The 26758-nt window shown below is 66.0% G+C and carries 20 protein-coding genes, 2 tRNA genes and 1 pseudogene; 13 read left to right on the forward strand and 10 right to left on the reverse strand.

Annotation, left to right across the window (positions count from 1 at the left end):
• Positions 1-195, reverse strand: a pseudogene (locus GOOTI_RS25765) (nitrate reductase); the annotation flags it as partial.
• A gap of 626 nt (positions 196-821) precedes the next feature.
• Between GOOTI_RS25765 and GOOTI_RS15405 the strand changes: the two are divergent.
• The 6 genes from GOOTI_RS15405 (at position 822) to def (ending at position 7355) form a co-directional block, all read left to right on the forward strand.
• The gene (locus tag GOOTI_RS15405; protein WP_007239539.1) at positions 822-2528 is read left to right on the forward strand and encodes an ABC transporter ATP-binding protein; all 1707 of its coding nucleotides are present in this window, start codon (positions 822-824) and stop codon (positions 2526-2528) included.
• A 70-nt stretch (positions 2529-2598) separates the two neighbouring features.
• Positions 2599-3177, forward strand: a complete 579-nt coding sequence (locus GOOTI_RS15410) for a PadR family transcriptional regulator (protein ID WP_007239540.1) — start codon at positions 2599-2601, stop codon at positions 3175-3177.
• Positions 3178-3213: 36 nt separating this feature from the next.
• Complete coding sequence (locus GOOTI_RS15415; protein ID WP_007239541.1) at positions 3214-5292, forward strand: NADPH-dependent 2,4-dienoyl-CoA reductase; 2079 nt, start codon at positions 3214-3216, stop codon at positions 5290-5292.
• Between the two features lie 84 nt (positions 5293-5376).
• Positions 5377-5886, forward strand: coding sequence for a nitroreductase/quinone reductase family protein (locus GOOTI_RS15420; protein ID WP_007239542.1), 510 nt, complete (start codon positions 5377-5379; stop codon positions 5884-5886).
• Positions 5887-5922: 36 nt separating this feature from the next.
• Positions 5923-6741: a mycolate reductase gene (gene cmrA / locus GOOTI_RS15425; RefSeq protein WP_007239543.1), complete on the forward strand. Its 819-nt coding sequence runs from the start codon at positions 5923-5925 to the stop codon at positions 6739-6741.
• A gap of 38 nt (positions 6742-6779) precedes the next feature.
• Entirely contained in the window at positions 6780-7355 is a 576-nt protein-coding gene (gene def / locus GOOTI_RS15430) for a peptide deformylase (RefSeq protein ID WP_007239544.1), read from the forward strand.
• A 1-nt stretch (position 7356) separates the two neighbouring features.
• Here def and GOOTI_RS15435 read toward each other — a convergent pair whose 3' ends face one another.
• The gene (locus tag GOOTI_RS15435) at positions 7357-8913 is read right to left on the reverse strand and encodes a helicase HerA-like domain-containing protein (protein WP_007239545.1); all 1557 of its coding nucleotides are present in this window, start codon (positions 8911-8913) and stop codon (positions 7357-7359) included.
• Between the two features lie 132 nt (positions 8914-9045).
• On the opposite strand from GOOTI_RS15435, the gene orn reads away from it, so the two are divergent.
• From orn to GOOTI_RS26175, 4 genes are all read left to right on the forward strand, one after another.
• On the forward strand, positions 9046-9645 hold the full coding sequence (gene orn / locus GOOTI_RS15440; RefSeq protein WP_039994198.1) for an oligoribonuclease: 600 nt from the start codon (positions 9046-9048) through the stop codon (positions 9643-9645).
• Between the two features lie 103 nt (positions 9646-9748).
• A tRNA-His gene (locus GOOTI_RS15445) sits at positions 9749-9821 on the forward strand.
• Between the two features lie 245 nt (positions 9822-10066).
• A complete protein-coding gene (locus GOOTI_RS15455) occupies positions 10067-11245 on the forward strand; it encodes a PE-PPE domain-containing protein (protein ID WP_169315819.1) in 1179 nt (392 codons plus the stop codon).
• 75 nt (positions 11246-11320) lie between these two features.
• The gene (locus GOOTI_RS26175; protein ID WP_007239549.1) at positions 11321-11482 is read left to right on the forward strand and encodes a hypothetical protein; all 162 of its coding nucleotides are present in this window, start codon (positions 11321-11323) and stop codon (positions 11480-11482) included.
• Positions 11483-11548: 66 nt separating this feature from the next.
• On the opposite strand, the gene GOOTI_RS15460 is transcribed toward GOOTI_RS26175, so the two are convergent.
• Entirely contained in the window at positions 11549-12292 is a 744-nt protein-coding gene (locus GOOTI_RS15460) for an SDR family oxidoreductase (RefSeq protein ID WP_007239550.1), read from the reverse strand.
• 225 nt (positions 12293-12517) lie between these two features.
• Here GOOTI_RS15460 and GOOTI_RS15465 point away from each other — a divergent pair, with 225 nt between their 5' ends.
• Complete coding sequence (locus GOOTI_RS15465) at positions 12518-13354, forward strand: helix-turn-helix transcriptional regulator (protein ID WP_007239551.1); 837 nt, start codon at positions 12518-12520, stop codon at positions 13352-13354.
• A 64-nt stretch (positions 13355-13418) separates the two neighbouring features.
• Here the strand turns inward: GOOTI_RS15465 and GOOTI_RS15470 are convergent, their stop codons facing one another.
• From GOOTI_RS15470 to GOOTI_RS15490, 5 genes are all read right to left on the reverse strand, one after another.
• Complete coding sequence (locus GOOTI_RS15470; RefSeq protein WP_007239552.1) at positions 13419-14561, reverse strand: acyl-CoA dehydrogenase family protein; 1143 nt, start codon at positions 14559-14561, stop codon at positions 13419-13421.
• A gap of 70 nt (positions 14562-14631) precedes the next feature.
• Positions 14632-15837 (reverse strand): L,D-transpeptidase, encoded by a 1206-nt coding sequence (locus tag GOOTI_RS15475; protein WP_007239553.1) that lies wholly within the window; start codon positions 15835-15837, stop codon positions 14632-14634.
• A gap of 212 nt (positions 15838-16049) precedes the next feature.
• A tRNA-Lys gene (locus GOOTI_RS15480) sits at positions 16050-16122 on the reverse strand.
• A 92-nt stretch (positions 16123-16214) separates the two neighbouring features.
• Positions 16215-17453 (reverse strand): L,D-transpeptidase, encoded by a 1239-nt coding sequence (locus GOOTI_RS15485; RefSeq protein ID WP_007239554.1) that lies wholly within the window; start codon positions 17451-17453, stop codon positions 16215-16217.
• Entirely contained in the window at positions 17450-17671 is a 222-nt protein-coding gene (locus tag GOOTI_RS15490; protein ID WP_007239555.1) for a DUF3618 domain-containing protein, read from the reverse strand. Before GOOTI_RS15490 ends, GOOTI_RS15485 begins: the two co-directional genes overlap by 4 nt.
• A gap of 249 nt (positions 17672-17920) precedes the next feature.
• Here GOOTI_RS15490 and bcp point away from each other — a divergent pair, with 249 nt between their 5' ends.
• On the forward strand, positions 17921-18391 hold the full coding sequence (gene bcp / locus GOOTI_RS15500) for a thioredoxin-dependent thiol peroxidase (protein ID WP_007239556.1): 471 nt from the start codon (positions 17921-17923) through the stop codon (positions 18389-18391).
• Between the two features lie 14 nt (positions 18392-18405).
• Entirely contained in the window at positions 18406-19026 is a 621-nt protein-coding gene (locus tag GOOTI_RS15505; RefSeq protein WP_039994203.1) for a TetR/AcrR family transcriptional regulator, read from the forward strand.
• Between the two features lie 41 nt (positions 19027-19067).
• Here the strand turns inward: GOOTI_RS15505 and acpS are convergent, their stop codons facing one another.
• Complete coding sequence (gene acpS, locus GOOTI_RS15510; RefSeq protein ID WP_039994204.1) at positions 19068-19460, reverse strand: holo-ACP synthase AcpS; 393 nt, start codon at positions 19458-19460, stop codon at positions 19068-19070.
• Between the two features lie 4 nt (positions 19461-19464).
• Positions 19465-26758: type I polyketide synthase (locus GOOTI_RS15515; protein ID WP_007239559.1), on the reverse strand; the 7294-nt coding region annotated here is incomplete at its 5' end.

The following is a 26758-nucleotide window of genomic DNA, read 5'->3' on the forward strand; positions in this document are numbered from 1 at the left end:
CAACAGTGTCGTGGCCGGGGGGAACCCGGTCAGCACGGGAACCAGGAACGTCGAACCGAACATGGCGACCACGTGCTGCAGGCCGATGCCGACTGTCTTGGGCCACGACAGCCGCTCCCCCGGTCCGACGATGTCGTCGACGTCGACGCGGGTCCACCCCATCCCGTCGGCGATGCGTTGCGATGTGGCGGTCACGCCGGAATGGCCTGCTCCCCCACCTGCACGCTCTTCGTCACCGTCGTGCCCTGCGCTGTCGTCTCCGCTGTGTGTCTCCTTGTTGCGCACGGGGATCAGTCTGCGGTATCTCCGACCGCGACGCCGGGTTTCGCGACGCTCGGCACGAAGGACAACGCCCTTCACGCCCCACGTGAAGCCGAGACGAGACGATCACGAACGACTGGGTAACACGGTGCAGGACACCAACTTTGCGTTGACAGCCGGCTGACAGCATCAGTGCAGGGCGCGGCCAGCGAGAGTTCTTAGTGTTCTCTGCGTCGGCAAAGCCGCCGACAGTCACCACGAAGGAGATCCACATGCCTCCCACCCCGCAGCGAAGCACCAACGGCCAGCGTCAAACCCCGGCTCCGCAGCCGCCGCGTCGCCGCCGCCGTCAGCGTTTCTGGAATCCCCGCGCGCACCGTTGGGACTGGCGCTGGGTCTACTGACCTACCGATCTCAGGAGATTCGACGCGGGGCTGCACACGATCCACATCGCCGTCGCGGCGGTTACGGTCCGGAGCCCCGCGTCGGGTTCCTCCACCTTCCAACCGAACAGCAGGCACGACTCGCGGTCGGCCACACGATGTCATCAAGGGAGACCGATGAACGCCCGACAAGCATTTCGCCGGTTCTCGCCCGCGGTCCGCGGCGAAGGACGACGATTCGCACTCGCAGGCGCACTGCTGGGCGTCGCCGCTGCCTGCGAAGTGGGTGCCGTCTTCGTACTCGCAGACGTCATCGACGGCGCACTCGACTCCGACAGTTTCACGACGTTCGCGCGCTTGGCGTTGCTCTGGCTCCTCATCACCGCGATCTCGTGCGGCGGAGACTATCTGGGCCAGGTCGTGTCGGTGGGGATCTCCGAGCGGGTGGTGTTGCGGCTGCGTGACCGGCTCTTCGACCACGTGCAGCTACTGCACCCCGTCCAGCATCGACGTCTGGGCCTGGGCAATCTGGTCACGCGCCACACCGGCGATCTCGAGGCCGTCGAGTACATGATCGGCACGGGTGTGATGCAGTTCGTGATCGCTGCGGCCCACACGGTCGGCCTGGTGATCGCCGCGCTCGTCATGAGCTGGCAGGTTGCGCTCGTCGCTTTGGCCGCTGTACCGGTGCTGTGGGGCCTGTCGGCGTTGTTCGCACGCCGACAGGAGCGCGTGACCCGCGACGAGCGTGGGGCGAACAGCGACATCGCCGACTCCGTGGAGACAGCGCTGCTGGGCCACGAGACCGCTGCCGCCTACAACCAGCAAGCCCGTGAGCACGCTCGACTACACGCACACGGTGTGGCGTGGATGGGCGCCCGCCTCGCGCAGACGCGGGTCGAGGCCGGGCTCGGCGGCATCCTGAGCTTCGGGCAGGTCGTCGTCACGCTCGCCATCGCGGTCGTCGGTGTCTGGCAGGTACGGCAAGGCCAGCTCAGCGTCGGCGGATTGCTTGCGCTGACCGGCTATCTCGGGATGCTGTACCCCAAGATGCAGGAACTGGCCGACATCCGTATCGCCGTCGCGTCGGCACTGATCAGTGCCGAACGTGTGGCCGAGGTTCTCGACCTGCAGCCCGTCGAACGCATCGACCGGGCCGACGTGCCCGTCTGCTGCGGGCACGCCGCTGCGGCACCGCTCGGCATCTCGATCCGCGACGTCACGCTCACCAGGAGTCACCAGACAGTCCTCGACAGCGTGAACCTCGACCTCGAGCCCGGCACCGTCACAGCCCTGATCGGCCCGAGCGGCGTCGGCAAGTCGACACTGGCCTCGCTGCTGTGCCGCTTCGAGCACCCCGACGCCGGGCAGTTGCGCATCGGCGAGACGGACTACGCCGACCTGACCGGCCACTGGATTCGGGATCACATCACGCTGTTGCCCCAGCAACCGATCATCAAGGGCGCCACAGTGGCCGACAACATCGCCTACGGGCGCCCCGACGCGACGCGAGCCGAGATCATCGCGGCCGCCGTTGCCGCGGACGCCGATGAGTTCATCAACAGACTCCCCGACGGCTACGACGCCCCGCTCGACGACGGCGGCCTCACCCTCTCCGGCGGCCAGCGCCAACGCATCGCCATCGCGCGGGCGATGCTCCGGAACACTCCGGCACTCATCCTCGACGAACCGACGTCGGGGCTCGACGCCGCGACAACGAGCCGAATCCTCGATCCGCTACGTCGACTGGCCGACGGCCGCACCACGCTGCTCATCACGCACGACAGCCGGGTGACCGCGATCGCCGACCGCATCGTCGAGCTGCGCGACGGACGACTACGCGAACGTGATCCGTGGCCGCATGTCGTGCACGCCTCTGCATGAGCGCACGATGAGCACTCACGCACTATGCACCTTGTTGCATAGTGCGTGAGTGCATTGCTACGGTCGACGCGTGGCACTCGAACACGCGATCATGGTGTCGCTCGCCGAGCGTCCGGGCACCGGGTACGAGATCGGCAGGCAGTTCGACCGATCGATCGGATACTTCTGGTCTGCGACTCATCAGCAGATCTACCGCACCCTGGGCAAACTCCACGCCGACGGCATGGTGAGCTACGAACCGGTCGCCCAGGAGGGCAGGCCGGACAAGAAGATCTACACACTCTCCGACGCGGGGCGCGACGCGCTGCGCGACTGGGTCTCCTCGCCTACCCCGATCCAGCAACTGCGCGACGACCTCGGACTCAAGATCCGTGCCGCCGAACACGCCGACCTCTCCGCGGTCATCGACGAACTCCGCACGCACCGCGCGGAACATCTGACGCGACTGCGGCTCTACGAATCCTTCGAGAAGAACGACTACCCCGACCCGCATTCGCTGACCGGACGCCGCCTGCACCAGTACCTCGTGTTGCGCGGCGGTGTCCGCATCGAGGAGGGCTTCGTCGGCTGGTGTGACGAGGTCATCTCCGCACTCGACGACGAGAAGCGTCGAATCGACGCAGCGCCGAATCCGTCCCTCGGTTCCTGACCCCCGATTCATCCCCGACAATCCAGGAGAACGCCGATGTCAGCCCCATCAGCGAATACCAGCCCCGGCCAACAGAATCCCTACTATCCGCGACTCTTCGAGCCGCTGACCATCGGCGGCATGACACTGCGCAACCGCATCGTCATGGGTTCGATGCACACCGGTCTCGAAGACCGCGTCTGGGACACCGACAAACTGGGCGCCTACTACGCCGAGCGCGCACGCGGTGGTGCAGGACTGATCGTCACGGGCGGGTTCGCCGTCAGCCGCACCGGCCAGCTCCTGCCCTTCGCGGGCAAGATGACCAACACGCTCGACGCCAAGCGTCACCAACGCGTCACCCGTGCGGTGCACGAGGCGGGCGGCAAGATCGCGATGCAGCTCCTGCAGGCGGGTCGCTACGGGTATACACCACTCAAAGTGGCTCCCGGAAGCGAGAATTCGCCCATCCACCCGTTCAAGAACCTGCCGATGCCCGAAGCGGTCATCCGACACGTGATCCGCTCGTACGGGCAGGCAGCGAAGCTCGCGCGTCAGGCCGGATACGACGCCGTCGAGATCATGGGCGGCGAAGGCTATCTCGTCAATCAGTTCCTGTGCCCGCACACCAACGACCGAACGGACGAGTGGGGTGGGTCGACCGAGAATCGTCAGCGTTTCCTCGTCGAGGTCATCACCGAGATCCGACGCCGCGTCCCCCGCGACTTCCCCGTCATCCTGCGGCAGTCGATCGCCGACTTCGTCAAAGGCGGTCAGACCTGGGACGAGATCGCTCTCATGGCACGCAAGGCCGAGACGCTCGGCGTCGACGCCATCAACACCGACATCGGATGGCACGAGGCAGGTGTGCCCACGATCGTCACCTCGGTGCCGCGGGCCGCGTTCGTGAAGTTCACCGAACGGTTGCGCGACGAGGTGTCGATCCCGCTCATCGCGAGCAACCGCATCAACACTCCCGAGGTCGCCGAGGAGATCCTCGACCGCGGCCGCGTCGATGCGGTGTCGATGGCACGACCGCTGCTCTCGGATCCGGAGTTCCCGGTGAAGGCCATGACCGGGCGGGCCGACGAGATCAACACCTGCATCGGCTGCAACCAGGCATGCCTCGACCATGCGTTCGTCGGGAAGAAGGTCTCGTGCCTGCTCAACCCGCGCGCAGGGCGCGAGACCACGCTGACCCTCGGGGCCACGCGTCGGGCACGCAAGGTCGCCGTCATCGGGGCCGGACCCGCGGGGCTGTCGGCCGCCGTGACGGCTGCGCAACGCGGACACCGTGTCGAACTCTTCGAGGCAGGACCGACCATCGGCGGCCAATTCTCCATTGCCGCAAGAATTCCCGGTAAAGAAGAGTTCGCCGAGACGCTGCGTTACTACACCCGCCAGCTCGAACTCAACAACGTCCGGGTCCATCTCGAGGAACGCGTCGACGCCGAGCACATCATCGCCGCCGGATTCGACGAGGTCGTCGTCGCGACAGGCGTCACCCCACGCATGCCCGACATCCCCGGCATCGACCATCCGATGGTGATGTCGTATGCCGACGCCGTCCTCGGAGACCGTGAGATCGGCAAGCGCGTCGCCGTGATCGGTGCCGGCGGGATCGGCTTCGACATCACCGAGTTCCTCACCGTCGACGACTCGCCCACGCTCAATCTCAAAGAGTGGGAACAAGAATGGGGGGTGAGCGAAGATCTCGACATTCCGGGCTTCCTCACCACACCCCGACCGCTGCCGCCGATCCGCGAGGTCTATCTGGTGCAGCGCAAGCGCGGTAAACAGGGCAAGTCGCTGGGCAAGACGACCGGTTGGGTACACCGGGCGAGCGTGAAGATGAAGGGCGTCGAACAGATCTCCGGCGCCACCTACGACAAGATCGACGACGCCGGGCTACACCTGAGCTTTCGAGACGACGACGGCTCGGTGCGCGAGACGCGGCTGCTCGAGGTCGACAATGTGGTGATCTGCGCGGGCCAGGAATCGGTGCGCGATCTCGTCGACCCGCTCACCGTTGCAGGCGTGCGCACGCACGTCATCGGCGGCGCAGACATCGCCGCAGAACTCGACGCCAAACGCGCGATCCGCCAGGGCACGGAGGTCGCAGCGGGAATCGAATGATCCGATCGGTGCAAGCCGCGAACACCACGCCCGACCAGCTGGCAAGATGAAGCCGCTCACCTCTCGCAGAACAGAGGAACCGTGATGTCATCTCCTTTCGCCGAGCGTCGCTGGGGTTCGACGTCGAGCCCCCTGCGTCGGCCGATGACCGCACTCGCGAAGACCGGCGTCGGATCGTGGATGGTCCGCCGATCGGCAGGTATCGACCGGCGTCTGCTGCACGCGTCGAGCGGCAGGTTCACCGTCCTCGGCCCGATCGGTGCACCCACCCTGTTGCTGACGACAACAGGCGCCCGATCGGGGCTCGCGCGGACGTCTCCGCTGCTCTACGCACGCGAGGGTGCCGATCTCTTCGTCGTCGGATCCAATTTCGGCCAGGAGCGCCACCCGGCATGGACGTCGAATCTGCTCGCCAACCCCGCCTGCACCGTGAACACCGCGGGCACGGAGGTCGACGCCGTTGCCACGCTGCTCCATGGACCCGAACGCGAACGGATCTACCGCCTCTTCGAGCGCGACGTCACCGATGTCTACGCGGTGTACCGCGACCGTACCGACCGCGAGATCAGGGTATTCCGGCTGTCCGCGAGCTGACCGGCGACGGCCGGGACGGCGCCGACGGCGGCTACCATGGCCGCCATGCCCATTGCGTCCCCGGCCGCCTCCGCGCGAGCCGTCGTCACCGGCGCGTCGTCCGGTATCGGTATGGAACTCGCCCGCGAGCTGGCTCGTCGCGGACACTCGTTGATCGTCGTCGCGCGTCGCGGGGACATTCTCGAAGAACTGGCAGTGGAGCTGCGCACACAGCACGACGTGCAGGTCGAGGTACGGCCGAGTGATCTGTCCGATCCCGTCGCGGTGGAGATCCTCGCGGGAGAACTCGCCGAACGCGAGATCTCGGTGCTGTGCAACAACGCGGGCATCGCGACCTTCGGCCAGGTCGCTCAACTCGACGCCGAGTACGAGCGTGCCCAGGTCCGGCTCAACGTCAACGCCGTCCACAACCTCACGCTTGCGGTACTCCCCCAGATGGTCGCCCGCGGTTCCGGCGGAATCCTCATGGTGGGCTCTGCAGCGGGAAACATGCCGATACCCCACAACGCCACCTACGCGGCGTCGAAGGCATTCGTGAACACCTTCAGCGAGTCACTGCGCGGCGAGGTCTCCGGGCAGGGAGTCCACATCACGCTGCTCGCCCCCGGCCCGGTCCGCACTCACACACCCGACCCCGACGACGCCTCGATCGTCGACAAAATGGTCCCGGGCTTTCTGTGGCACAACAGCACCGAAGTGGCCAAGATGAGTCTGGATGCGTTGGAACACAACAAGATGCGGGTGGTTCCGGGCACCCTGTCGAAGGCGATGTCGGTCGCGGGCGGGTACAGTCCGCGCGCCGTCGTCGCGCCCATCGTCGGCACCTTCTACAAGCGCCTGGGACCCGAGTCGTAACACCGGGCGATACCGCCTCACCGAGGAGAGGACTTCGGATGCCGCTCGAGGAGTTGCTCCGCATCGGAACCCCACGCCCGATCGTGCGATGGGGCGATCCCGTGCTACACAAGCCGGCCCGTCTGGTGACCGAGTTCGACGACGCTCTGCACCACCTGATCGCCGACATGTTCGCCACCAACACCGCCGCTCCCGGTGCGGGCCTGGCTGCCGCGCAGGTCGGCGTCGACCTCGCCGCGTTCGTCTACGACTGCGGCGACGACACGGGCAGACGTCGGGTCGGGGTGATCTGCAATCCCGAGCTCGAGTTGCCCGAAGGTCGAGACAGAGAACTCGCCACTCTCGGCGAAGGATGTCTCTCGCTACCCGGTGCGCACGGAGATCTCGCTCGCCCCACGGTCGCGACCTGCCGGGGCGTCGATCACCGCGGCGAACCCGTGACCGTCACCGCGGGCGGAATCCTCGGACGATGCCTGCAACACGAGACCGATCACACGCACGGGATGGTGTTCGGCGACCGACTCACCACCAAGGCACGTAAACGACTCTTGCGCGACGCCGCCGAGGTTGCCGATCACTACCCCGACGACTGGCCCGTGTCGCCGAAGCGCTGACTCACCGTCGACGACGTCCCGTGCCGAAGATGGCGCGGCTGAACTCGCGCCCGGCCTGGCTCGCGGCATTGCGCAGGAAGCTCTGCATCGGCTTGCTGGTCAGTATCTCGGTGTTCATGCCCGGCTCCTCGGGCGCCGGAGCCGGTGCCCGAGGCGGCGTCGGCACCGGTTCGGGCGCTGGCGCGTCGGGCGACTCGTCGGGGGCGAGCATCTTGGCCGCGAGCTTTTCGTAGGCCGACTCGTTGTCGACCGGCGTCCCGTAGTGCGCGTACAACGGACTTGCCTTTGCCGCAGCGGTGATGTCAGTTGCTGCAACGGCTTCCATCGACGAGCGCGGTGCGCGGATCACCGTCCACGCAACCGGGGTCGGCGCACCCTTCTCCGAGAGCACGGTCACGATCGCCTCACCGGTCCCCAGCGACGTCAGCGCTTTGTCGAGCGCGTACACGTCGGACACCGGGTAGGTCTTGACCGTCTTGGTGAGCGCTTTCTGGTCGTCGGGGGTGAATGCGCGGAGCGCGTGCTGGATGCGCGCCCCCATTTGGGAGAGAACGTCGTTCGGGATGTCGGTCGGCAGTTGCGAACAGAAGAACACGCCGACGCCCTTGGAGCGGATGAGCTTCACGGTCTGCACCACCTGCGCGACGAATGCTTTGGACGCGTCGTTGAACAGTAGATGCGACTCGTCGAAGATGAAGACGAGTTTGGGCTTGTCGATGTCGCCGACCTCGGGCAGAAACTGGAACAGATCGGCGAGAATCCACATGAGGAAGGTCGAGAACAGCACGGGATTGGCCGCTTGGTCGCCCAACTCGAAGAGCGTGACGATGCCGCGCCCGTCGGGGGCGAGACGCAGCAGATCGGCGGGTTCGAGCTCGGGCTCGCCGAAGAACGTATCACCGCCTGCCGCTTCGAGATTCGTCAACGCGCGCAGTATCACCCCCGCTGTCTGGGTCGAGACGCCCCCGATGCCCTTCAGCTCAGGCTTGCCCTCGTCGCTGGTCAGGTACTGGATGACCGCGCGGATGTCTTTGAGATCCAGTAGGGGCAGCCCCTTCTGGTCGGCCCAGTGAAATATTAGCCCTAGGGTCGATTCCTGAGTGTCGTTGAGCCCCAACACTTTGCTGAGGAGAATCGGCCCGAATGCGCTGATCGTCGCGCGCACCGGGACACCGACACCCTCGGACCCGAGAGAGACGAATTCGACGGGGTATGCGGTAGCGGCCCAATCGTCACCTGTCTGCTGCGCGCGCGCCGTGATCTTGTCATTCGATACGCCCGGCCGACTGAGCCCGGACAAGTCGCCTTTGATGTCGGCCATCACCACGGGCACACCGTTGGCCGAGAGCTGTTCGGCGATCAGCTGCAGCGTTTTGGTCTTGCCGGTGCCCGTCGCGCCGGCGACGAGACCGTGGCGGTTCATCATCGCCAACGGGATGCGGACCTTGGCGGCCGAGTCGACCTGACCGTCCACCGAGACCGTGCCCAATTCGAGTGAGGTCGAGGTGAATTGGTATCCCTGCGCAATCGTTTGGGCTGCCTGGGTGGGATCGGTCATGAGCACGTCCTCTCGGAAATCACATGGATGGCCGAGCGCACGCCCACAGCCACTCCCCGTCGGTGTCTCGATGCAAACTGCATGATGTACAGCAGACAATAGTCGGTGCGTCGAGTTGGCTATGGTTGACAGGTGCAGGACAAATTGGTGTGGATCGATTGTGAAATGACCGGGCTCGACCTCGAAAAGGACAAACTGATCGAGATCGCCGCTCTTGTCACCGACAGTGACCTCAACATTCTCGGAGACGGCGTCGACGTGGTCATTCACGCCGACGACGCCGACCTCGATTCGATGCCCGACGTGGTGACGAAGATGCATGCGGATTCGGGACTCACCGAGGAGGTCCGGCAGTCGACGCTCACCGTGCCGGAAGCCGAAGCGATGGTGCTCGAGTACATCCGCAAGCACGTGACCACTCCGGGCGCGGTCCCGCTTGCCGGCAACTCGATAGCCACCGACCGTGGATTCATCGCCCGCGACATGCCAGAACTCGACGCGTATCTGCACTACCGCATGGTCGACGTCAGTTCGATTAAGGAACTGTGTCGTCGCTGGTATCCGCGCATCTACTTCAATCAGCCGGAGAAAGGCCTCGCGCACCGCGCGCTCGCCGACATACGGGAGTCGATCCGTGAGTTGCGGTACTACCGTGCGGCTGCGTTCGTGCCGCAACCCGGTCCGGACGTCGACGAGCTCGCGGCGATCGTCTCCGATCTCGGACCAGCCTGAACGCCCAGGTCACAGAACCGATTGGAGTTCGGAGCGTTCGAACCGCTAGAGTATGACCTTGGCTCTGGGACCCAGTGTTCTACCTGGGTTTCCGACGCCGATGGTGAGCGTAGTTCAGTTGGTAGAGCACCAGGTTGTGATCCTGGCTGTCGCGGGTTCGAGTCCCGTCGCTCACCCCGCAGGTCACGAAGCCCTGCCCACCCGATCCGGTGGGCAGGGCTTCGTGCGTTGTGCTGCACCAGCGGCTTCGGGTCCAGCCGTCTGTGGTTCGTTCGTACGAAAGTCGAGACATGAATCGATGAGTCTGCGCGAACGGCCGGCGCACCACATAACCTCCTGCTCGGGGAGTGTGACGCAGTCGTGCGCCAGCTCTCGATGACGCGCGGCCGCCGGTCGCGCGATGAGCCGGATCGGGGCTTCGATGCGTAGTTTTTTGACAGCGACGGCCATCGTCGGTGCAGTGGCCGGCACCTTCGCTGCCGCGTCAGCAGGGTCTGCAGCAACGGTGCTGACCGTGGCGGGAAACCAACTGGTGGTGCGCACGCCGATGAGTGAGGAGCTGCGAGGCCAGCTGTGCCTGCCACCGAACGTCTGCACCGTGGTCGCCTATCCGTCGGCCTCGATCGGTTCGGTTGCACTGCAACAGGGCGCGGTCAACCTGCAGAGTGCAATCGCCGCAACATCGGGCAAGAAGATCGTGATGGCCTATTCGCAGGGCGGGTTCGTCGTCACGATGTGGCTCAATGCCCACGCGCACGCTGCAAGCGCTCCGAGTCCCGACGACCTGACGTTCGTCGTGTTCGGAAATCCCCAGCGCGGCGTCGGCGGTGTCTCCACGGCAACTGGTGGAGGCTCGACACCCACCGACACCGCGTACCGGATCATCGATGTCAGCAGGCAATACGACATGGAGTCCGACTGGCCCGACAATCCCGGCAACCTGCTGGCCGTCGCCAACGCCGTGGCCGGCTACCTCCTGATACACACCGACTACACCGACGTCGACATCAACGATCCGAACAACTTGGTCAAGACGGTCGGTAACACCACCTATGTGCTGGTACCGACAGCCGACCTCCCGCTTCTCGAACCGCTGCGCAGACTCGGCCTCCACGCGATCGCTGATCAACTCCAACCCGTCCTCAAGCCGATCGTCGATTCCGCCTACGACCGCAGCGGATTCACCCCCGAAACCACTCCGGTTCTGCCGCTGCCCCCTCAGCAGGGCGCCGCCAGCGCCACGACGACCGAGCGCACCATGACCACCGCCGTCTCGAGCGCCACGGCGACCTCACGCGTCGCATCGGCGCCGGCGGCCGGTCCAACGACCCTCACGGCGACCGCTCCGACGGACTATTCACTGGCCCCACCAACAGCGGGATCACCGGTCCCGGACACCACGACCGCTGAGAAACCGACAGATACAACCGTCCACAGCCGCCCAGCCGATACCGCGGTCGGCGACGAGTCCGACTCGACGACGACGCATCCTGCCGACACTGGTGGACCGACGTCGTCGAGTTCCTCGTCGATCACTGATTCGGGCGACGCCACGACGCCCGAATCGGCGGGCCACGGAAACCCGGAATCGTCCTCCTGACACGAGCCCCTCGGATTTCCGACGGAACCTCGCCGTAACACGATCGTTCACCTACATGCTCTACGATCTGCATCCGTGCTGGAAGATCTGAACAAGGCTGCCAAGAAAGCGGGCCTACACGTCGCGCCCGGAAAAAAGAAGGACACCTACTCGGTGCGTAAGTCGAAGAGCGGCAAGCTCATCGCCAAGAACATCGACGCCGACGAGGTCAAGAAGATCATCAAAGACCGCAAGTGATTGCGCGTGCCGCCGCAACCGGCAGGCGCTGCGTTGCGGACTCCCGTGGCTGCAGGACACACCCGGTCAGCTCAGGTGCGCCAGTTGCCTCACCAACTCGTCGTGTTGCCCGGACTGCTCGGAGAAGCGCAGCGGCTTGACCCGCTCGACGAGAATCTCGCGGTCTGCTGCGGGCAGCAGCGACATCACCTCGGTGAGGAACTCGTCGAGCGGCATGGCCCACTCCGCTTCTGCCTGACCGGGCATGAGATCGGTCTGTACGGCGGGCGGTACGAGCTCCAGGACGTCGATACCTTTGTCCGACAATTGCATTCGCAGGCTCTCCGAGAGCGAATGGATGGCCGCCTTCGTGGCGCTGTAGGTCGGAGTGCCCACCATCGGCGTGAAGGCAAGGCCCGATGACACCGTGATGAACGTCGCCCCATCCTTGCCCGTGAGAGCATCGGTGAAGGCGGCGACGAGGCGCAGCGGACCCATGATGTTGGTGTCGACCTCGAGCTCGGCGGTCGCCAGGAAATCCGGGGTGGTCAGATCCTCCGGACGCATGATCCCGGACATCGCGACGACGACGTTCACGGCGGGAAAACGTTGGATCACCTCGGCGGCAGCTCGATTCACGTCGTCGGTGTCGGTGGTGTCGATGCGGACGGTCGCGATTCCAGGATTCTCGGCGGCGACCTGATCGAGCAGCGCCGCGCGTCGCCCTCCGATGATGACCGTGTTGCCCGCCTCGTGAAGTCGCAGTGCCAGTCCGAGCCCGATGCCCGAGGTGGCGCCCGCGATGAAGATGGTGTTGTCGCTGATGTTCACTGTCGTCTCCTCGTATGCGTGTAAGCCTGAATCCGGTGATCCGTGGACCTGTCGACGGTCAGTGAGAGCCGGCTGGTCGGGGATTCCGTGACATCGAGTTCACTCCTGATGCGACGCCCCGACAAGGCACCGGGCATCCCGGGACCCATGATCCCTGGTTGGCATGCGCTGAATGGGTCACCCTTGAATGATGAGTGAAGCACCTGTGCCCTCCACGAGAGTCCGGTGAGCACCGTCGACCGCGTGGGCCTCGCCGAGTTCCTCAGACGTCGTCGCGAAGCCCTACAACCCGCCGACGTCGGACTCGGCGCGGGACAGCGCCGACGAACACGCGGACTACGACGCGAGGAGGTTGCGACGCTGGCGGGCATATCGGTCGACTACTACACCCGGTTGGAACAGCAGCGTGGGCCGCACCCGTCGGAGCAGATGCTCACCGCGTTGGCGCGGGCATTGCATCTCACCCTCGAGGAACGCGATCATCTGTACCGTCTGGCCGGACACAGCGCACCCGACCGCTTGAGTCGCGACGACCATGTGTCCCCCGGCATGCTCCGCATCATCGACCGGCTCGCCGACACTCCTGCCATGGTGGTCAACAGTGCGGGCGAGACCCTCCTGCAAACACCATTGGCGATCGCACTCGTCGGTGACGACAGCGTGTTCACCGGGTTGAATCGGTCGATCACCTATCGCTGGTTCACGGACCCGGGTACTCGTGCACGCTTCCTGCCCGAGGATCACGCACTGCACGCTCGTGCGCATACCGCGAGGCTGCGTGAGGCCGTCACCCGTGGTGGATCGCAGTCGCGAGCCGCAACGGTTGCCGACGCACTGCTCGTCGAGAGTCCCGAATTCGCCGAGCTGTGGCACCTGCACGACGTCGGCACCCGGCTCACCGACACGGACAAACGGATCGTGCACGGCTCGCTCGGAGTCATCGAGGTGCAGTGCCAGACATTGCTGGATCCGAATAGCGTGCAAGCACTTCTGGTCTACACGGCGGTTCCCGGCACGCCCGACCACGAGAAACTCGCGATGCTCGCAGCGTTCGCCGACTGAGCGTCGGCCATGTGGCCGTTACGAAGACCCGAAGGCATGCACCAGATGCCGAGATCGTGGCGTCTCAAAGACTGCGGGAGATGATCTCCTTCATGATCTCGTTGGTGCCCGCGTAGATCTTCTGCACCCGCTGGTCCGCCCACATCCGTGCGATCGGGTACTCGTTCATGTACCCGTAGCCACCGAATAGCTGCAGACATTCGTCGGCGACAGCCATCGCGCGCTCGCTTGTCCACCACTTCGCCATGGCGACGGTCGGGATGTCGAGCCTGCCGTCGAGGTGCTTCATGATGCAGTCGTCTGTGAACACACGGGCGATCCGTGCCTCGGTGGCAACCTCGGCGAGTTTGAACTTGGTGTTCTGGAATCCGAAGATCGGCCGCCCGAACGCGGTGCGGTCCTTCGTGTAGGCAAGCGTGTGTTCGAGGGCGACCTCCATCCCCGCGGTCGACGCGACCGCGATGATGAGTCGCTCCTGCGGCAGTTGCTGCATCAGTTGGATGAAGCCCTGGCCTTCCTCGCTGCCGAGAAGATTCGACGTCGGCACACGAACCCCGTCGAAGAACAGCTCCGAGGTGTCCTGGCCCCGCTGTCCGACCTTGTCGAGGACGCGCCCTCGGCGAAAGCCCGGGCGGTCGGCCTCGACGAGCACCAGCGAGATTCCCTTGGCACCCTCGCTGACGTCGGTCTTGGCCACGACGATGATGAGATCGGCTTGTCCACCGTTGGTGATGAACGTCTTCGAGCCGTCGATGACATACTCGTCGCCCTCACGGATCGCCTTGGTCTTGACGCTCTGCAGATCCGAGCCGGTGCCGGGCTCGGTCATCGCGATGGCCCCGACCACCTCTCCCGACGCCATCTTCGGCAGCCACGTGCGCTTCTGCTCCTCCGACCCGTAGGAGAGCAGGTAGTGAGCGATGATCCCGTTGTGCAAGCTCGCGCCCCACGACGAATCGGCGATGCGGGCCTGCTCTTCGATCAACACGGCCTCGTGGGCGAAGGTTCCGCCGCCACCGCCGTACTCTTCGGGGATCGACATGCACAGGAGGCCGAGGTCGCCTGCCTTGTTCCACAGCTCACGATCGACATGGTGCTGGTCGATGTACTTCTCGATATTGGGTTTGATCTCCTTCTCGCAGAAACTGCGAGCCAGATCGCGCACCGCTGTCAGGTCGTCGGTTTCCCAGGGAGAGCGCTCGCCCATGCTTTACACCTCGATCGTCGGCAATCAGTATCACTGACGATCGTAACAGTGGTTGGTGTCACGATGAGCGCTAGGCGTTGCCCTTCGACCAGACCTCCCACGGCACGTTCCAGTCACCGAGGCCATCGGTCCCCGACAATGTGCCACCAGCCGTGTTCTTCACGATCACGGGGTCTCCTCGGAGCGTGTTCTGCATGACCCAGAGCGCATCGTCCGGACTCAGATTCAGGCATCCGTGGCTGGTGTTGGTGTTGCCCTGCGCCCACACCGACCACGGCGCCGAGTGGAAGAAGATGCCGCTGTAGGACATCCGCGTCGCATAGTCGACCGGCGTCCGGTAGCCGTCGGCGGAACCGACGGGAACGCCGTAGGTCGAGGAATCCATGATGATGTGGTCGTGCTTGTCGGAGACGAGGTACACACCGTTGTCGGTTTCGGTGCCCGGCTTTCCCATCGAGGTGGGCATGGTGCGGATGTCCTTACCGTCGCGGTTGAAGACCACCTGCTTGGTGCGGTCGTCGGCGGTGACGATCATGGAACGCCCGACCTTGAAGTCGGCCTTGAGGTTCTCCTGCCCGAAGAGGCCGTCGCCGAGGTCGATTCCGTAGGTGTTCACGGCGACCGAGACCGCGGTCCCCGGCTTCCAGTAGTCCTTGGGCCGCCAACGGACCTCGGTGTCGCTGATCCAGTAGAAGGCCCCCTCAACGGGAGGATTCGCGGTGATCGAGATCGCCCGCTGTGCGGCCTTGCGGTCGGGAATCGGTTCGTCGAACTTGACGGCGACCGGCTGTCCGACGCCGACGGTCTCACCGTTCGACGGCGTGAGGTACGCCTGTGTCAGATTTGCCGGCGCCCTGGTGGTGAAGGACACGCGCTTGGTGCTCGTCCCGCCGACACCCTTGGCGTCGGCCTGCACGGTGTAGTTGCGGCCGTAGCCCAGGGGTTCGGCGCTCGTCCAACGCGTCGCGTCCTCGCTGAGCGTGCCACGCAGAGGTGTGCCGTCCACCTTGTCGATACGCACGTTGGTCAGTGCACCCTCGCTGGCCTGCACCGTGATCGGTGCTCCCGGCTGAACGCCGACAGCCTGATCGACCAGCGGCCGCTCCGCCCATTCGGTGATCTCGAGGCCCGGCATGAGCAGGTCACCGAAGAGCGCCGAGCTCTGCACATTCTCGGAGTACTTGGCCGTCTGCGAGCACGAACTCAGCAGTGCGGCCACGGCAACCATCAGTCCGACGATCATCAAACCGTTCCGCCGGATACGACCGTTCCGCATGTGACTCCTGCCCCAAGTTTCACCGAGTTGCGGTCCCGTGTGCGGAACCGCGGTGTGTGGATCAAATGACTGTGCGCGAGAGCGCGCCACCAGTGTACGAGATATGCCGATTGCCCGAGTCGACCGACATGGCCAGTTGACCCCGGGCGCATACCGGTCTCACCGAAAACGACGATCGCCCCGGCCGAAGCCGAGGCGATCGCTTGTCGTTGTGCGCCATCAGGGACTCGAACCCCGAACCCGCTGATTAAGAGTCAGCTGCTCTGCCAATTGAGCTAATGGCGCTTGCCGTGCGAGAAAGAACCTTACAGGGTCACTGCGTCAGAAGTGAAATCGCCTGCTCAGAGCCTCTTCTCGGCCTTTTCTCGCACGGACGATCACGCGTTGCCCTTCTTCCAGACAGCCCACGGGACGTTCCAATCGCCGAGGCCGTCATCACCGGGCAGCGGTGGACCGACGGTGTTCTTGGCGATGACGACATCGCCGCGGAGCGCGTGGTTGAGGAACCACTCCGCGTTGTCGGGGCTGACGTTGAGACATCCGTTGCTGACGTCGTCAACTCCCTGATCTCCCAACGACCACGGCGCCGAGTGGACGTAGATGCCGCTGAACGAGATTCGCGTCGCGTCGTACACGGTCTCGCGGTAGCCGCCGGGCGAACTGACCGGGACGCCGTACGTCGAGGAGTCCATGATCACGCTCGGCTCCCGCTCGGCCACCATGTAGATGCCGTTGTTGGTGGGCGTCGAATCCTTCCCCATCGACGTCGGCATCGTCTTGACGACCTTGCCGTCGACCGAGATCGTGATGTTCTTGCTCTTGTCGTCAGCGACCGCGACGAAGCTCCGACCCACCTTGAAGTTGGTGTCGAGGTTGTTGCTGCCGTAGACGCCGCCACCGAGGTCGATGCCCTTGATATTCGCGGCGACGTGCACCTTCGTGCCCGGGGTCCAGAAATGTTCGGGGCGCCAGCGCACCATGCTGTCGTTGAGCCAGTAGAACGCGCCCTCGACCGGCGGGTCGGTGGTCACCGAGATCGCGCGCTGCGCATTGAGCTTGTCGGTGATCGGGGTGTCGAAGTTGATCGCGACGGTCTGGCCCACGCCGACCGTCTCGTTGTCCTGGACCACCGACGACGCGGATGCGAGCGAATCAGCGGACGCCGTGGTGAAGCTGATCTTTCGCGCGCCGTCACCCTCGACGCCCTTCGCCGCAGCGGTGAGCGTGTAGTCACCGCCGAAGTCGAGCGGTTGGTTCGAGACCCACGTGCCGCCGTCGGGCGACACGGTGCCCTGCACAGGGCCGTCGGGCCCGGAGACGACGACCGACGTGAGGCTGCCGTTCTGCGCGGCGACCTTCACCGGTGCGCCGGGCATGACACCGACCGCGTGATCGGACATCGGTCGATCGCGCCAGCCGGTGACGGAGATCGTCGGCTGCGCCAACGACTGCAGAGCGGGAGCGTTGGTGACGGTCTCGGGGTACTCGGGTGATTGCGAGCAGGCCGCCGCGCTGACGACGACGAGCCCAGCTGCGGCCAGAGCACCTACACGACGTCCACGCGAACCCCGGGACATCCGTTCACCGAACCCACCCAGGAGACGGGCACGAGTCACGCGATCACCTTGCGGGCGACGATCACCAACACGACAGCACCCGCGACGGCCAGTGACACCTTGACCGCGGGTGTGTTGACGAACGCGAGGGCCTTGGACTTCGCGTCACTTGCGAGCCGTTCCGGGCTCACCCGGACAGCGAGTTCATCGAGTGTATTGGCCAGGTCCTCGCGCGCCTGCACGATGTCCTGCTCGATACGGTCGGTATCGCCGGCCACAGTTGTCCTCCCAGACTGTCGAACTCCACTTGCGGACCAGCCGATCCGCGCCTTTCCGCATGACACCGCCGACGCGCGCGGGAACCGGAGCCGGTCACGAACGCGTCGACGGAGCAGACGATACGTCGAGACTACGTCATCACGACGTCGTGAGCCTCGTCCCGCGCGCGGCCGCCGCCCCGATGCCCGGATTGCCCGACTGCGGGTCGATTACCCGGCCGACCTGCTTCATCGGTTAGCCTGACCCCCATGTCTGGCACATCCCGTCTTGCCGTCGGCGACACCGCGCCCGGGTTCACACTCACCGATGCGCACGGATCGTCGGTATCACTCTCGGACTACGAGGACTCCAAGGTCATCGTCTACTTCTACCCCGCGGCGTCGACACCGGGGTGCACCAAGCAGGCATGCGACTTCCGGGACAACCTGGGAGAACTGGCCGGTGAGGGGATCGCCGTCATCGGCATCTCCCCCGACAAGCCGGAGAAGCTGGCGAAGTTCGCCGATGCCGAGGGTCTGACATTCCCCCTGCTGTCCGATCCCGACAAAGAGGTCATGACCGAGTGGGGCGCCTTCGGCGAGAAGAAGCTCTACGGCAAGACCGTGACCGGAGTGATCAGGTCGACGTTCCTCGTCGACCACGGAACCATCGCGCTCGCGCAGTACAACGTGCGTGCGACCGGACACGTCGCCAAGCTCAGGCGCGACCTGTCGGTGTGAACGCCGACGCGTCGGTGGGTCCCCAGCCGCTGGTCCCCCGCAAGCGCCCGACGCAGGAGCGCAGCAAGCGGAAGTTCTCCGCGATGCTCGCCACGGCGCGAGATCTCTTGACAGAGGTGGGGTTCGAATCACTCACCTGCGAGGAGATCGCCCTGCGTGCGGGCGTTCCCATCGGAACCCTCTACCAGTACTTCGCCAACAAGTACGTCATCGTGTGCGAACTCGACCGCCAGGACACGGTCGGGGTTCGCGAAGAACTCACCGCGTTCGCGTCCGAGGTGCCGTCACTCGAGTGGCCGAATCTGCTCGAGAAGTTCCTCGACCACCTCGCGACACTCTGGCGGGACGATCCGTCGCGACGCGCGGTGTGGCTCGCCGTCCAATCGACGCCTGCCACGAGGGCCACCGCGACGCTCAACGAGAGGGTGCTCGCCGAGCAGGTCGCCCGCCTGCTTGCCCCGTTGACGCCGTCGCAGACCATCAGGCGAGAGATGATGGCGCAGGTCCTCGTACACACTGCCTATTCGTTGCTGAGTTTCTCGGTACAGGACGGGCATGATCACTCGGCGACGGTCGACGAACTCAAGCGGATGCTCGCCGGCTACCTCCTCCTCGAGGAATCGACCGGGAACTGAGTCCCGCGGCGCAACGATCTCGCGCTGCGTCGCCCGCGGGCTCAACTCCCCTCGAGGATCGCCACTGCCGCAGCGGTATCCCCGTCATGCGTAAGCGAGATGTGCACTGTCGTATCCCGGAGATGCTCGGCGATCTCGCCTGACAATCGAATCGCCGGTCGGCCCCAGGTGTCGGTGACGACCTCGATGTCGCTGTGCCGGATCAGCGGCAGTAGTGGCGAACGCGAGAACCTGCTCACCGACCACGCCTTGACCACCGCCTCCTTCGCCGCCCATCGTGCGGCGAGATGGCGGGCGTCCTCACCCGTGCCGGTTGCCGCGTCGCGCCGCTCGCCCACCGTGAACCTCTCGACGAATGTGGTGCCCACCTGGTCGAGTTGGTCACCGAACTCCGGGATCGACACGACGTCGATCCCCACCCCGAGTACCGCCATCGCGTCAGACCCCATCGGATACTGCTGTGCCGTGGGCGCCATCGGACACGGCTGCGCCGTACGCGCCGTCGGCCGTCAGGCGGGCTGCCGGGTCGAGCAGCACACCGGCTTCCGCGTCGTGCTCGTCGACTGTGTCGTCGAGACGACGACCCGAGGGGCGTCGATATGCGGGCTCGCCACCACACATCGCGACCAGACGGCGTTGCGCCCCATCACGCTCACGACGCTTGGCCCGCTCGCGGTACTCCTGTGCCTGCTCCGCATCCAGCGTTGCGACAAAGGCTTCCGGGTGCACGACAGCGATCAGGCCCGATACGTGACCGAATCCGAGACTGGTGAGCAGGCCTGCCTTCAGCGGGAATCGATCACCGAGAGCGAGCGGTTCACGCGCCCACACCAGGTGCGGGTACTCACGCATCTGCTCGTCGACACAGTCGAGACTGCGGTTGGGCGGGATCACGCCGTCGCGCAGCACCTGGCAGAGGCCGATGAGCTGGAACGCCGCGGCACCGCCCTTCGCGTGGCCGGTGAGCGACTTCTGCGAGACGACGAACAACGGCGCTCCCGGCGTCCTGCCGATCGCGTCCGCGAGCCGCTCGTGCAGTTCGGACTCGTTGGGATCGTTGGCGCGCGTGGAGGTGTCGTGCTTGGACACCACCGCGACGTCGTCTGCGGTCACCCCCAGCGCGTTCAGCGCATTCGCCAGCGGGGACCCGAGGGCACCGCGGGCGGCTCCGAGCGCGCCGAGTCCCGGCGCGGGAATCGACGTGTGCACCCCGTCGCCGAAGCTCTGCGCCCAGGCAACCACCCCCAGCACCGGCAGCCCCAACTGCGCAGCCACGTCGCCCCGCGCCAGCAGAATCGTTCCGCCACCGGCTGATTCGACGAACCCGCCGCGTCGGCGATCGTTGGCGCGCGAGTAGCGCCGCTCGTCGATCCCACGGGCAGCCATCTTCGCCGACTCCGCGGTGGCCGACATGTCGCCGAATCCGACGATGCCTTCGATCCCGAGATCATCGAATCCACCTGCCACGGCGAACATCGCCTTGCCGAGGCGGATCTTGTCGACGCCCTCCTCGACCGACACCGCGGCCGTCGCGCACGCCGCGACCGGATGGATCATCGCACCGTAGCTTCCGACGTACGACTGGACGACGTGTGCGGCAACGATGTTGGGGAGTGCCTCCTGCAGGATGTCGTTGGCTTTCGCCTCCCCGAGGAGGGTGTTGACGTACAGCTCCCGCATCGAGGTCATGCCACCCATACCGGTGCCCTGCGTGTTCGCCACCAGACCGGGATGGACCCAGCGCATCAGTTCCGACGGGGTGAATCCCGAGGACAGGAACGCATCGACGGTCGCGACGAGATTCCACAGCGCCACCCGGTCGATCGACTCCACCATGTCCGGCGTGACGCCCCAACGGGTCGGGTCGAATCCGGTCGGGATCTGTCCACCGACTGTCCGGCTGAGTTCAAACTTGCGGGGTACGCGGATCTCGGTTCCGGCCAGACGCGTGACCCGCCAGTCGCCGGTGTCGGAGATCGGCGCGATCCGTGTCTTGTCGGGGTCGGCGGCAGCGAATGCTCGTGCCTGGTCCTCGAAACTGACCGTGAAGCTGAGGTCCTCGTCGAGGAAGATCGACGTGAGCAGCGGCGACGTGTTGTCGACCATCGCACCGTCGTCGGCGTAGCGGCGGATACCGCACCGTGCCACCACCTCGTCGTGGTAGCGCTCGGCGATGTCGGCCTCGTCGACCGGGTCACCGCTCTCGGTGTCGTACCAGCCCGGCTTGGGCGCGTCATCCCAGGCAACGAGACCGGTGTTCCACGCGAGCTCCAACACACCTGCGGCGCTGAGCTTTTCATCGACCTCCATCTCGAATCGGGTGCGCGACGAACCGTAGGGTCCGAGCTCACCCGCACCGACGATGACCACGAGGTCCTCGGGCGCGGCGTCGATCGATGGCCATGCGGGGGCCATACCCGTGACAGCCCGTGCCGGGGCGGGCAGCGCCGCGACCGTGGCAGTCTCGACGTCGTCCGCCTCAGCCGATTCCTCGACGGTCTCCTGATCGGCGGCCAATGCCTTGAGGTCGATGGAGGGATCGAGTCCTCCGGTGAAGTCGGCCAGGATCGCCGCGTCACGGGCAGCGATGCGCTGCTCGGGAACGCACAATCCGAGCAGGTTCTCCGCCATCTCGTCGGTGCTCCACGTCTGCACACCCGCGGCCTCCACGGCAGCGACCATGCCGTCGTTGTGCCCCATCAGTCCGGTGCCGCGCACCCAACCGATCAGCGCATGCGCGAGAGTGGTTCGCGCGCCCCAGGATTCCTCCGCCGACCAGCGCGTGACGAGTGCGTCGAGCGCAGCCTTGGCCTCTCCGTATGCTCCGTCTCCACCGAACATGCCGCGGTTGGGCGATCCGGGGAGCACGACGTGCAGGCGGGCTGCGATGTCGTGGTCCGCGCCGATCGCACACAGTCCGGCGATGAGCCGCTCGACCGACCAGAGAAGTACCTTCATCTCGAGTTCCGCACGAGCGCCGGCATCGGTGAGGTCTCCGGCGACCCGCGGGGCGGCGAACGGGAACAGCAGCGTCGGTTTCATGGCGGGCTTGATCACAGCCGTTGTGCCACCGATGTTCTCGGTCTGCTCACTGCCGACCCATTCGACGAGGTCGTCGACGTCGGTGTAGGAGGCCATGTTCGTCGGTGCGACCCAGAGTGCGGCGTCGTGGCGTGCGTTGTCGCGGTAGAGCTTCTTGTAGAAGGCGAGCTTGTCGGAGTCGAGTTTCGATGTCGTCGCGACCACCGTCGCGCCGCCCGCGAGTAATCCTGCGATCACACCCGCGGCGATCGATCCCTTGCCCGCGCCGGTCACCACGGCGACCTCGTCGGACCATGTACCCGCTTCCGGCGCCCCGGCTGCTCCGGCGATCGCGCCGAAGATCTGAGCGTGCACGGCTTCTCCCGCGGCACGGGCCTTGGCCTGCCACCACGTGGCGTGCTGCGCGACGGTCTGTCCGGCACCCGCAAAGGAGTCGACGACGGCGTCGTGGTCGTCGAGATCGGTGTCGGCGGTCAGCCAGATGCGTACCAGGTCCTCACGACTCGTCGCCCACCGGTCGTCGACCAACACGATCTTGTCGGCATCGAACGCTGGCGCGACTGTCCGCGCCCAATCGGACCCCAGTTCTGCGCTGACACGCTCGGCGAGCGCGGAATCCACACTCTCGGCGAGTTCGGGTGCGGTCTCATCCTCGGTGAGTCCCAGCTTGGCCAGCACGGTGTACGCGGCCGACGCCAGCACACCGCTGCGTCCCGTGAGCTGCTCGGTGAACTCGCCCAGCGCGGCGGCGTCGACCGTTGCGCCGCCACCACTCTCCGACGCCGGCTTGGCGACCGCGATTCCACGCGAGGCCCCCACCGCGGCGACTGCACGGTCGATCAGCGCGTCGAGAGCGTCCGTGTTCGCGAGCGGGCCATCGAGCAGGTCGCCGAGCTCGCCACCGCGAACACTAGCCCCGTCGCGCGTGCCGAGCGCGAGTGCGACGGTGGTGTGCAGACCCCAACCGGAGCCCAGTTGCCACACACCGGTCACCCGATCGGCGATGTATGCCTGACGCTTGCCGACGGGGCCGAGTACCTTGCGTACCTGGTCGGAGACCGCGTCGGTGAGCACAGCACCCAACGGCCGGTAGCCCCGCGCGAGGCTGTCGACCGTCGCGGCGAGTGCGACCATGTCGGCCTCTGCGGCGCCGTCTATCGCGCCGAGCCCGAGCTCGCCGCCGATGTCGAGGAGCAGCTGGTTGCGCCGCGACGACACGCCGTCGCACAGCGCCTCGATGGTGTCGGCGGCGCCGATCTGCTCCGGGCGGATCTTGGTCCAGAGCGCCACAACAGCACGCACCGCGTCCGACGGGCCGAATGCGATGTCGTCGGGCCGTGGCGCACCTGCAGGCGCGGTGGGCGCGACGGGCGCAGCAGCTGACGGGGCAGCCTGCGTGGGCGTTGCGGACTCGGGAGCAGCGGACTCGGAAGCAGCCTGCGCAGGGGCTTCGGAGACGGGCTCGTCGTCGAGTTCTTGGCCGGCGTCCTTGGCGAGGATGACATCGGAGTCGCGCTCCAGATTCACCACTTCCGTTGTCGCGGAGCTGTAGTCGTCGAGTTTGAGTGTGTTGGTGGCCAGGCCCGCGAGCGTCGGTGCGCCCTTGAGCCCGATCTCGACGAAACGTTGGATGCCCAACCCGCCACGCTCGGCCCCGCCGAACAGGAGGTCCTGCGTCTCGATCCAGCGCACGGGGCTCGCGAACTGCCAGGCGAGCAATTCGATCAACAGGACTCGTGCGAGGCCTGCGGGATCGGCTGCACGGGCGTCCCAGTCGGCGAGGACGGCATCGAGCGGCTCGGACGGCACCAGGGCCGCAACCTCTTCGACGAATGCCCGGTCAAGGGTGAACAGACGCGGCACCAGGTTCGGGATGTAGTGCCCGACGAGGATGTCCGGGTCGATACGCTCGGGCAGCAGTTCGTCGAGCTTGCCCCGGAATTCCGGTACTCCGGCACGCAGCACCGTCGAGTGGAACGGGACGTCGATCCCGGGGACGAGGATGAAGGATCGTTTGCCACCGAATTCGGTTCGACGACGCTCTATTTCGGCTTCGAGGTGCTCGAGGCCGCGCACGGTGCCCGCGATCGCATACTGCGAGCCGAGCAGATTGAGGTTGACCACCTCGAGGAACTCGCCGATCGACTCCCCGACCTCCCCGACGAATGACTCGACGTCGGCGTCGGCGAGACCGAACTGGCTGGGACGAATCGCCGCCATGCGATAGTCGCTGCGTCCGAGATCATCTCGGGGAACCAGATGGTGCATGGCCTCACCACGCTGGAAGACCACCTCCAGTACCGCTTCGAGGGGAAGGACTCCCGCGCATGCGGCCAGCGCGTTGTACTCACCGACCGAGTGTCCACAGGTGATCGCTCCGTCGACGAAGCCGCCGGCCTCCTTGAGCTCCGCGATCTGCGCGACACCGAGCGTCGCCATGGCGACCTGGGTGAACTGGGTCAGGTACAGCACGCCGTCCGGGTGGTTGTAGGTCGTGCCATTGGCCACCAGGGTCGTCGGATTGTCGCGCACGACAGCCAGAATCGAGAAGCCGAGCGCTGTGCGCGTGTGCTTGTCCGCGCGATCCCAGACCGCCCGGGCCGCCTTGGAGCGCGATCGGGCGTCGAGCCCCATGCCCTTGCTCTGGATTCCCTGTCCCGGGAATGCGTACACGGTGCGCGGCGCGGCGAGAAGACCCGTCGCACTCATCACCAGGGTGTCGCCGACCTTACAGGTCACCTCGACGACCTCGCGGCCGTGATCGAGTCCGACGCGGTCGACGCGGACCGAGATCGCGTCGCCGGTACGAACCATTCCCAGGTACCGCGCCGTCCACCCGATGATCGGTCGCGGCGACGGAACCCTGTTACGCGAATCGGCCGCGGTCACCACATGCTGGGCAGCTGCCGACAGCCACATCCCGTGCACGATCGGCTCGCCGAGCCCGGCGAGTTTGGCCGCCGACGAATCCGTGTGGATCGGATTGCGGTCGCCGGACACCGCTGCGAACGGACCCATGCGGGTGGGAGCGGTGAGGGTGGCGGTGCGCAGCAGCTTGCGGGTTGCCGTCGACTCGTCTCGGGTGGCGCCCCCGGCGCGCTGCGGATCGTCGAGGTCGGCGTCACCGACACGACCGCGGATCGCGAATCGTTCTGTCATGCGGGCGATGTCGCCGTCGGGACCCGAGATCTCGACGTCGACATCGATGACTCGTCCGACCGAGGTGTCGCGCACAGCGCCGGACCGGGCGACCACGGTGAGTTCTGTGTCGTACCCGGGGATGACGCCGAGGATCTCGATGGTGTGGTCGAGGTGGACGAGATCGAGCAAGCCCTCGACAACGGGCACCCCGTCGTCGGTGGTGGCAGCGCCGATCACAGCGAAAACACTCGGCCAGCAGGCCCCGACGAGGGTGTCGGGCACCGCGAATCCGAACGGTTGCGACGGCGTCACGGCATGCAGCTGTGCGGGCAGCGTGTTGGCGGTCACCACGGCGTGGTCGGAGACGCCGTCGGCGCTCCAGTCGACGCGGGTGATCGCGACACCGTCGACGACCTCGGCGAGGCGTCCGCCTGCGGCCACGGTGAGGATCTCACGCATCGCTCCCGCGGCATCGGCCCGCTCGACACGCGGACTGCCCCCGTCGGCGATGCTGCGGTCGACACGCAACGGAATGCGTACGGACGATCCCGAGATGGGCACCACGAGGTCGAACCTGTCCTCACCGTAGTGTTCGAGGACGGCACCGGTTGCCGCGTGTTCGGCCCGGTCCTCCGAGCACACCTCCCACGACTCGCGATCACCGAGCAGCGCAACCGGACTCGGCACGATGCGGCCGGCCCATGAGACGTCGTCGGCGCTCAGCACCGCGCCGAGAAGACCTGCGTTCGGCGTTCCGGATTGCTTGCGAGCGGTGACGGATTCGGCGGTCACGCCGTCGGCGGTCAGATCGTCGACAACCTTGGCCTCGAACCGGTCGAGAAGCGCTCCGACCGGTTCGTCGACGCGCGTGATACCGGAGACGGCGACCGGACCCGGGATGATGCAGACGGCATCGGCGCCGTACCGCGCGTCGTGCGCCTGCCACAGGGAGTCGCTTCGCCACCAACGACGAACGTCCTTGTCGATGACGGGCACGAAGTTCACCGGTTTGCCCGGGGTGCGGCACAGGCCGAGGAAGAAGGCGACGTCCGCCGGATGCAGGATGTCGCTCTCGATGTCGGGGTAGACACCACCGAGCGCATCGATCGCCGCATGCGGATCGTCTGTCGTGGCGATATCGGCGAACATCGTGGGCACCGGCCCCGAATCCTTCGGGTGCATGCGCGCCTCGGTGCGCTGCAGCATGTCGACGAACCGCTGCTGCCAGGTGATGTCTGCCCACGGAACATGGTCGGTACGACCGTCCCCCACCGCCAGGTCCGCGTAACGGTCGAGCCATTGCCGGTAGGTCATGGTGTCGACGTCGCCGAAGTACGGCTTCGCGGTGGGCGACATCGCTGCCACGATCTCGTCCCGTCGCTTCGCAACGGCATCCGAATCACCCGCGACCTCGTCGAGCAACCGACCGCAGCGTGAGGCCGCGTTGTCGACCTCGTGGATGTCGGCACCGAGCTGGCTCCGGCCGGAAGCCATTCCGTTGGCAGCCCTGCCCGCACCGATCCACTCGTCGACGCCCTCGGTGTCGACG

The organism is Gordonia otitidis NBRC 100426 (assembly GCF_000248075.1).
GTDB classification, from domain to species: Bacteria; Actinomycetota; Actinomycetes; order Mycobacteriales; family Mycobacteriaceae; genus Gordonia; species Gordonia otitidis.

Excerpts from the sequence above, each read along its gene's own strand:
- GOOTI_RS15405 (WP_007239539.1), top strand. The coding sequence starts at position 822 with ATGAACGCCCGACAAGCATTTCGCCGGTTCTCGCCCGCGGTCCGCGGC.
- GOOTI_RS15415 (WP_007239541.1), top strand. The coding sequence starts at position 3,214 with ATGTCAGCCCCATCAGCGAATACCAGCCCCGGCCAACAGAATCCCTAC.
- GOOTI_RS15420 (WP_007239542.1), top strand. The coding sequence starts at position 5,377 with ATGTCATCTCCTTTCGCCGAGCGTCGCTGGGGTTCGACGTCGAGCCCC.
- cmrA (WP_007239543.1), top strand. The coding sequence starts at position 5,923 with ATGGCCGCCATGCCCATTGCGTCCCCGGCCGCCTCCGCGCGAGCCGTC.
- def (WP_007239544.1), top strand. The coding sequence starts at position 6,780 with ATGCCGCTCGAGGAGTTGCTCCGCATCGGAACCCCACGCCCGATCGTG.
- GOOTI_RS15435 (WP_007239545.1), bottom strand. The coding sequence starts at position 8,913 with ATGACCGATCCCACCCAGGCAGCCCAAACGATTGCGCAGGGATACCAA.
- GOOTI_RS15455 (WP_169315819.1), top strand. The coding sequence starts at position 10,067 with ATGCGTAGTTTTTTGACAGCGACGGCCATCGTCGGTGCAGTGGCCGGC.
- GOOTI_RS15470 (WP_007239552.1), bottom strand. The coding sequence starts at position 14,561 with ATGGGCGAGCGCTCTCCCTGGGAAACCGACGACCTGACAGCGGTGCGC.
- GOOTI_RS15475 (WP_007239553.1), bottom strand. The coding sequence starts at position 15,837 with ATGCGGAACGGTCGTATCCGGCGGAACGGTTTGATGATCGTCGGACTG.
- bcp (WP_007239556.1), top strand. The coding sequence starts at position 17,921 with ATGTCTGGCACATCCCGTCTTGCCGTCGGCGACACCGCGCCCGGGTTC.
- acpS (WP_039994204.1), bottom strand. The coding sequence starts at position 19,460 with ATGGCGGTACTCGGGGTGGGGATCGACGTCGTGTCGATCCCGGAGTTC.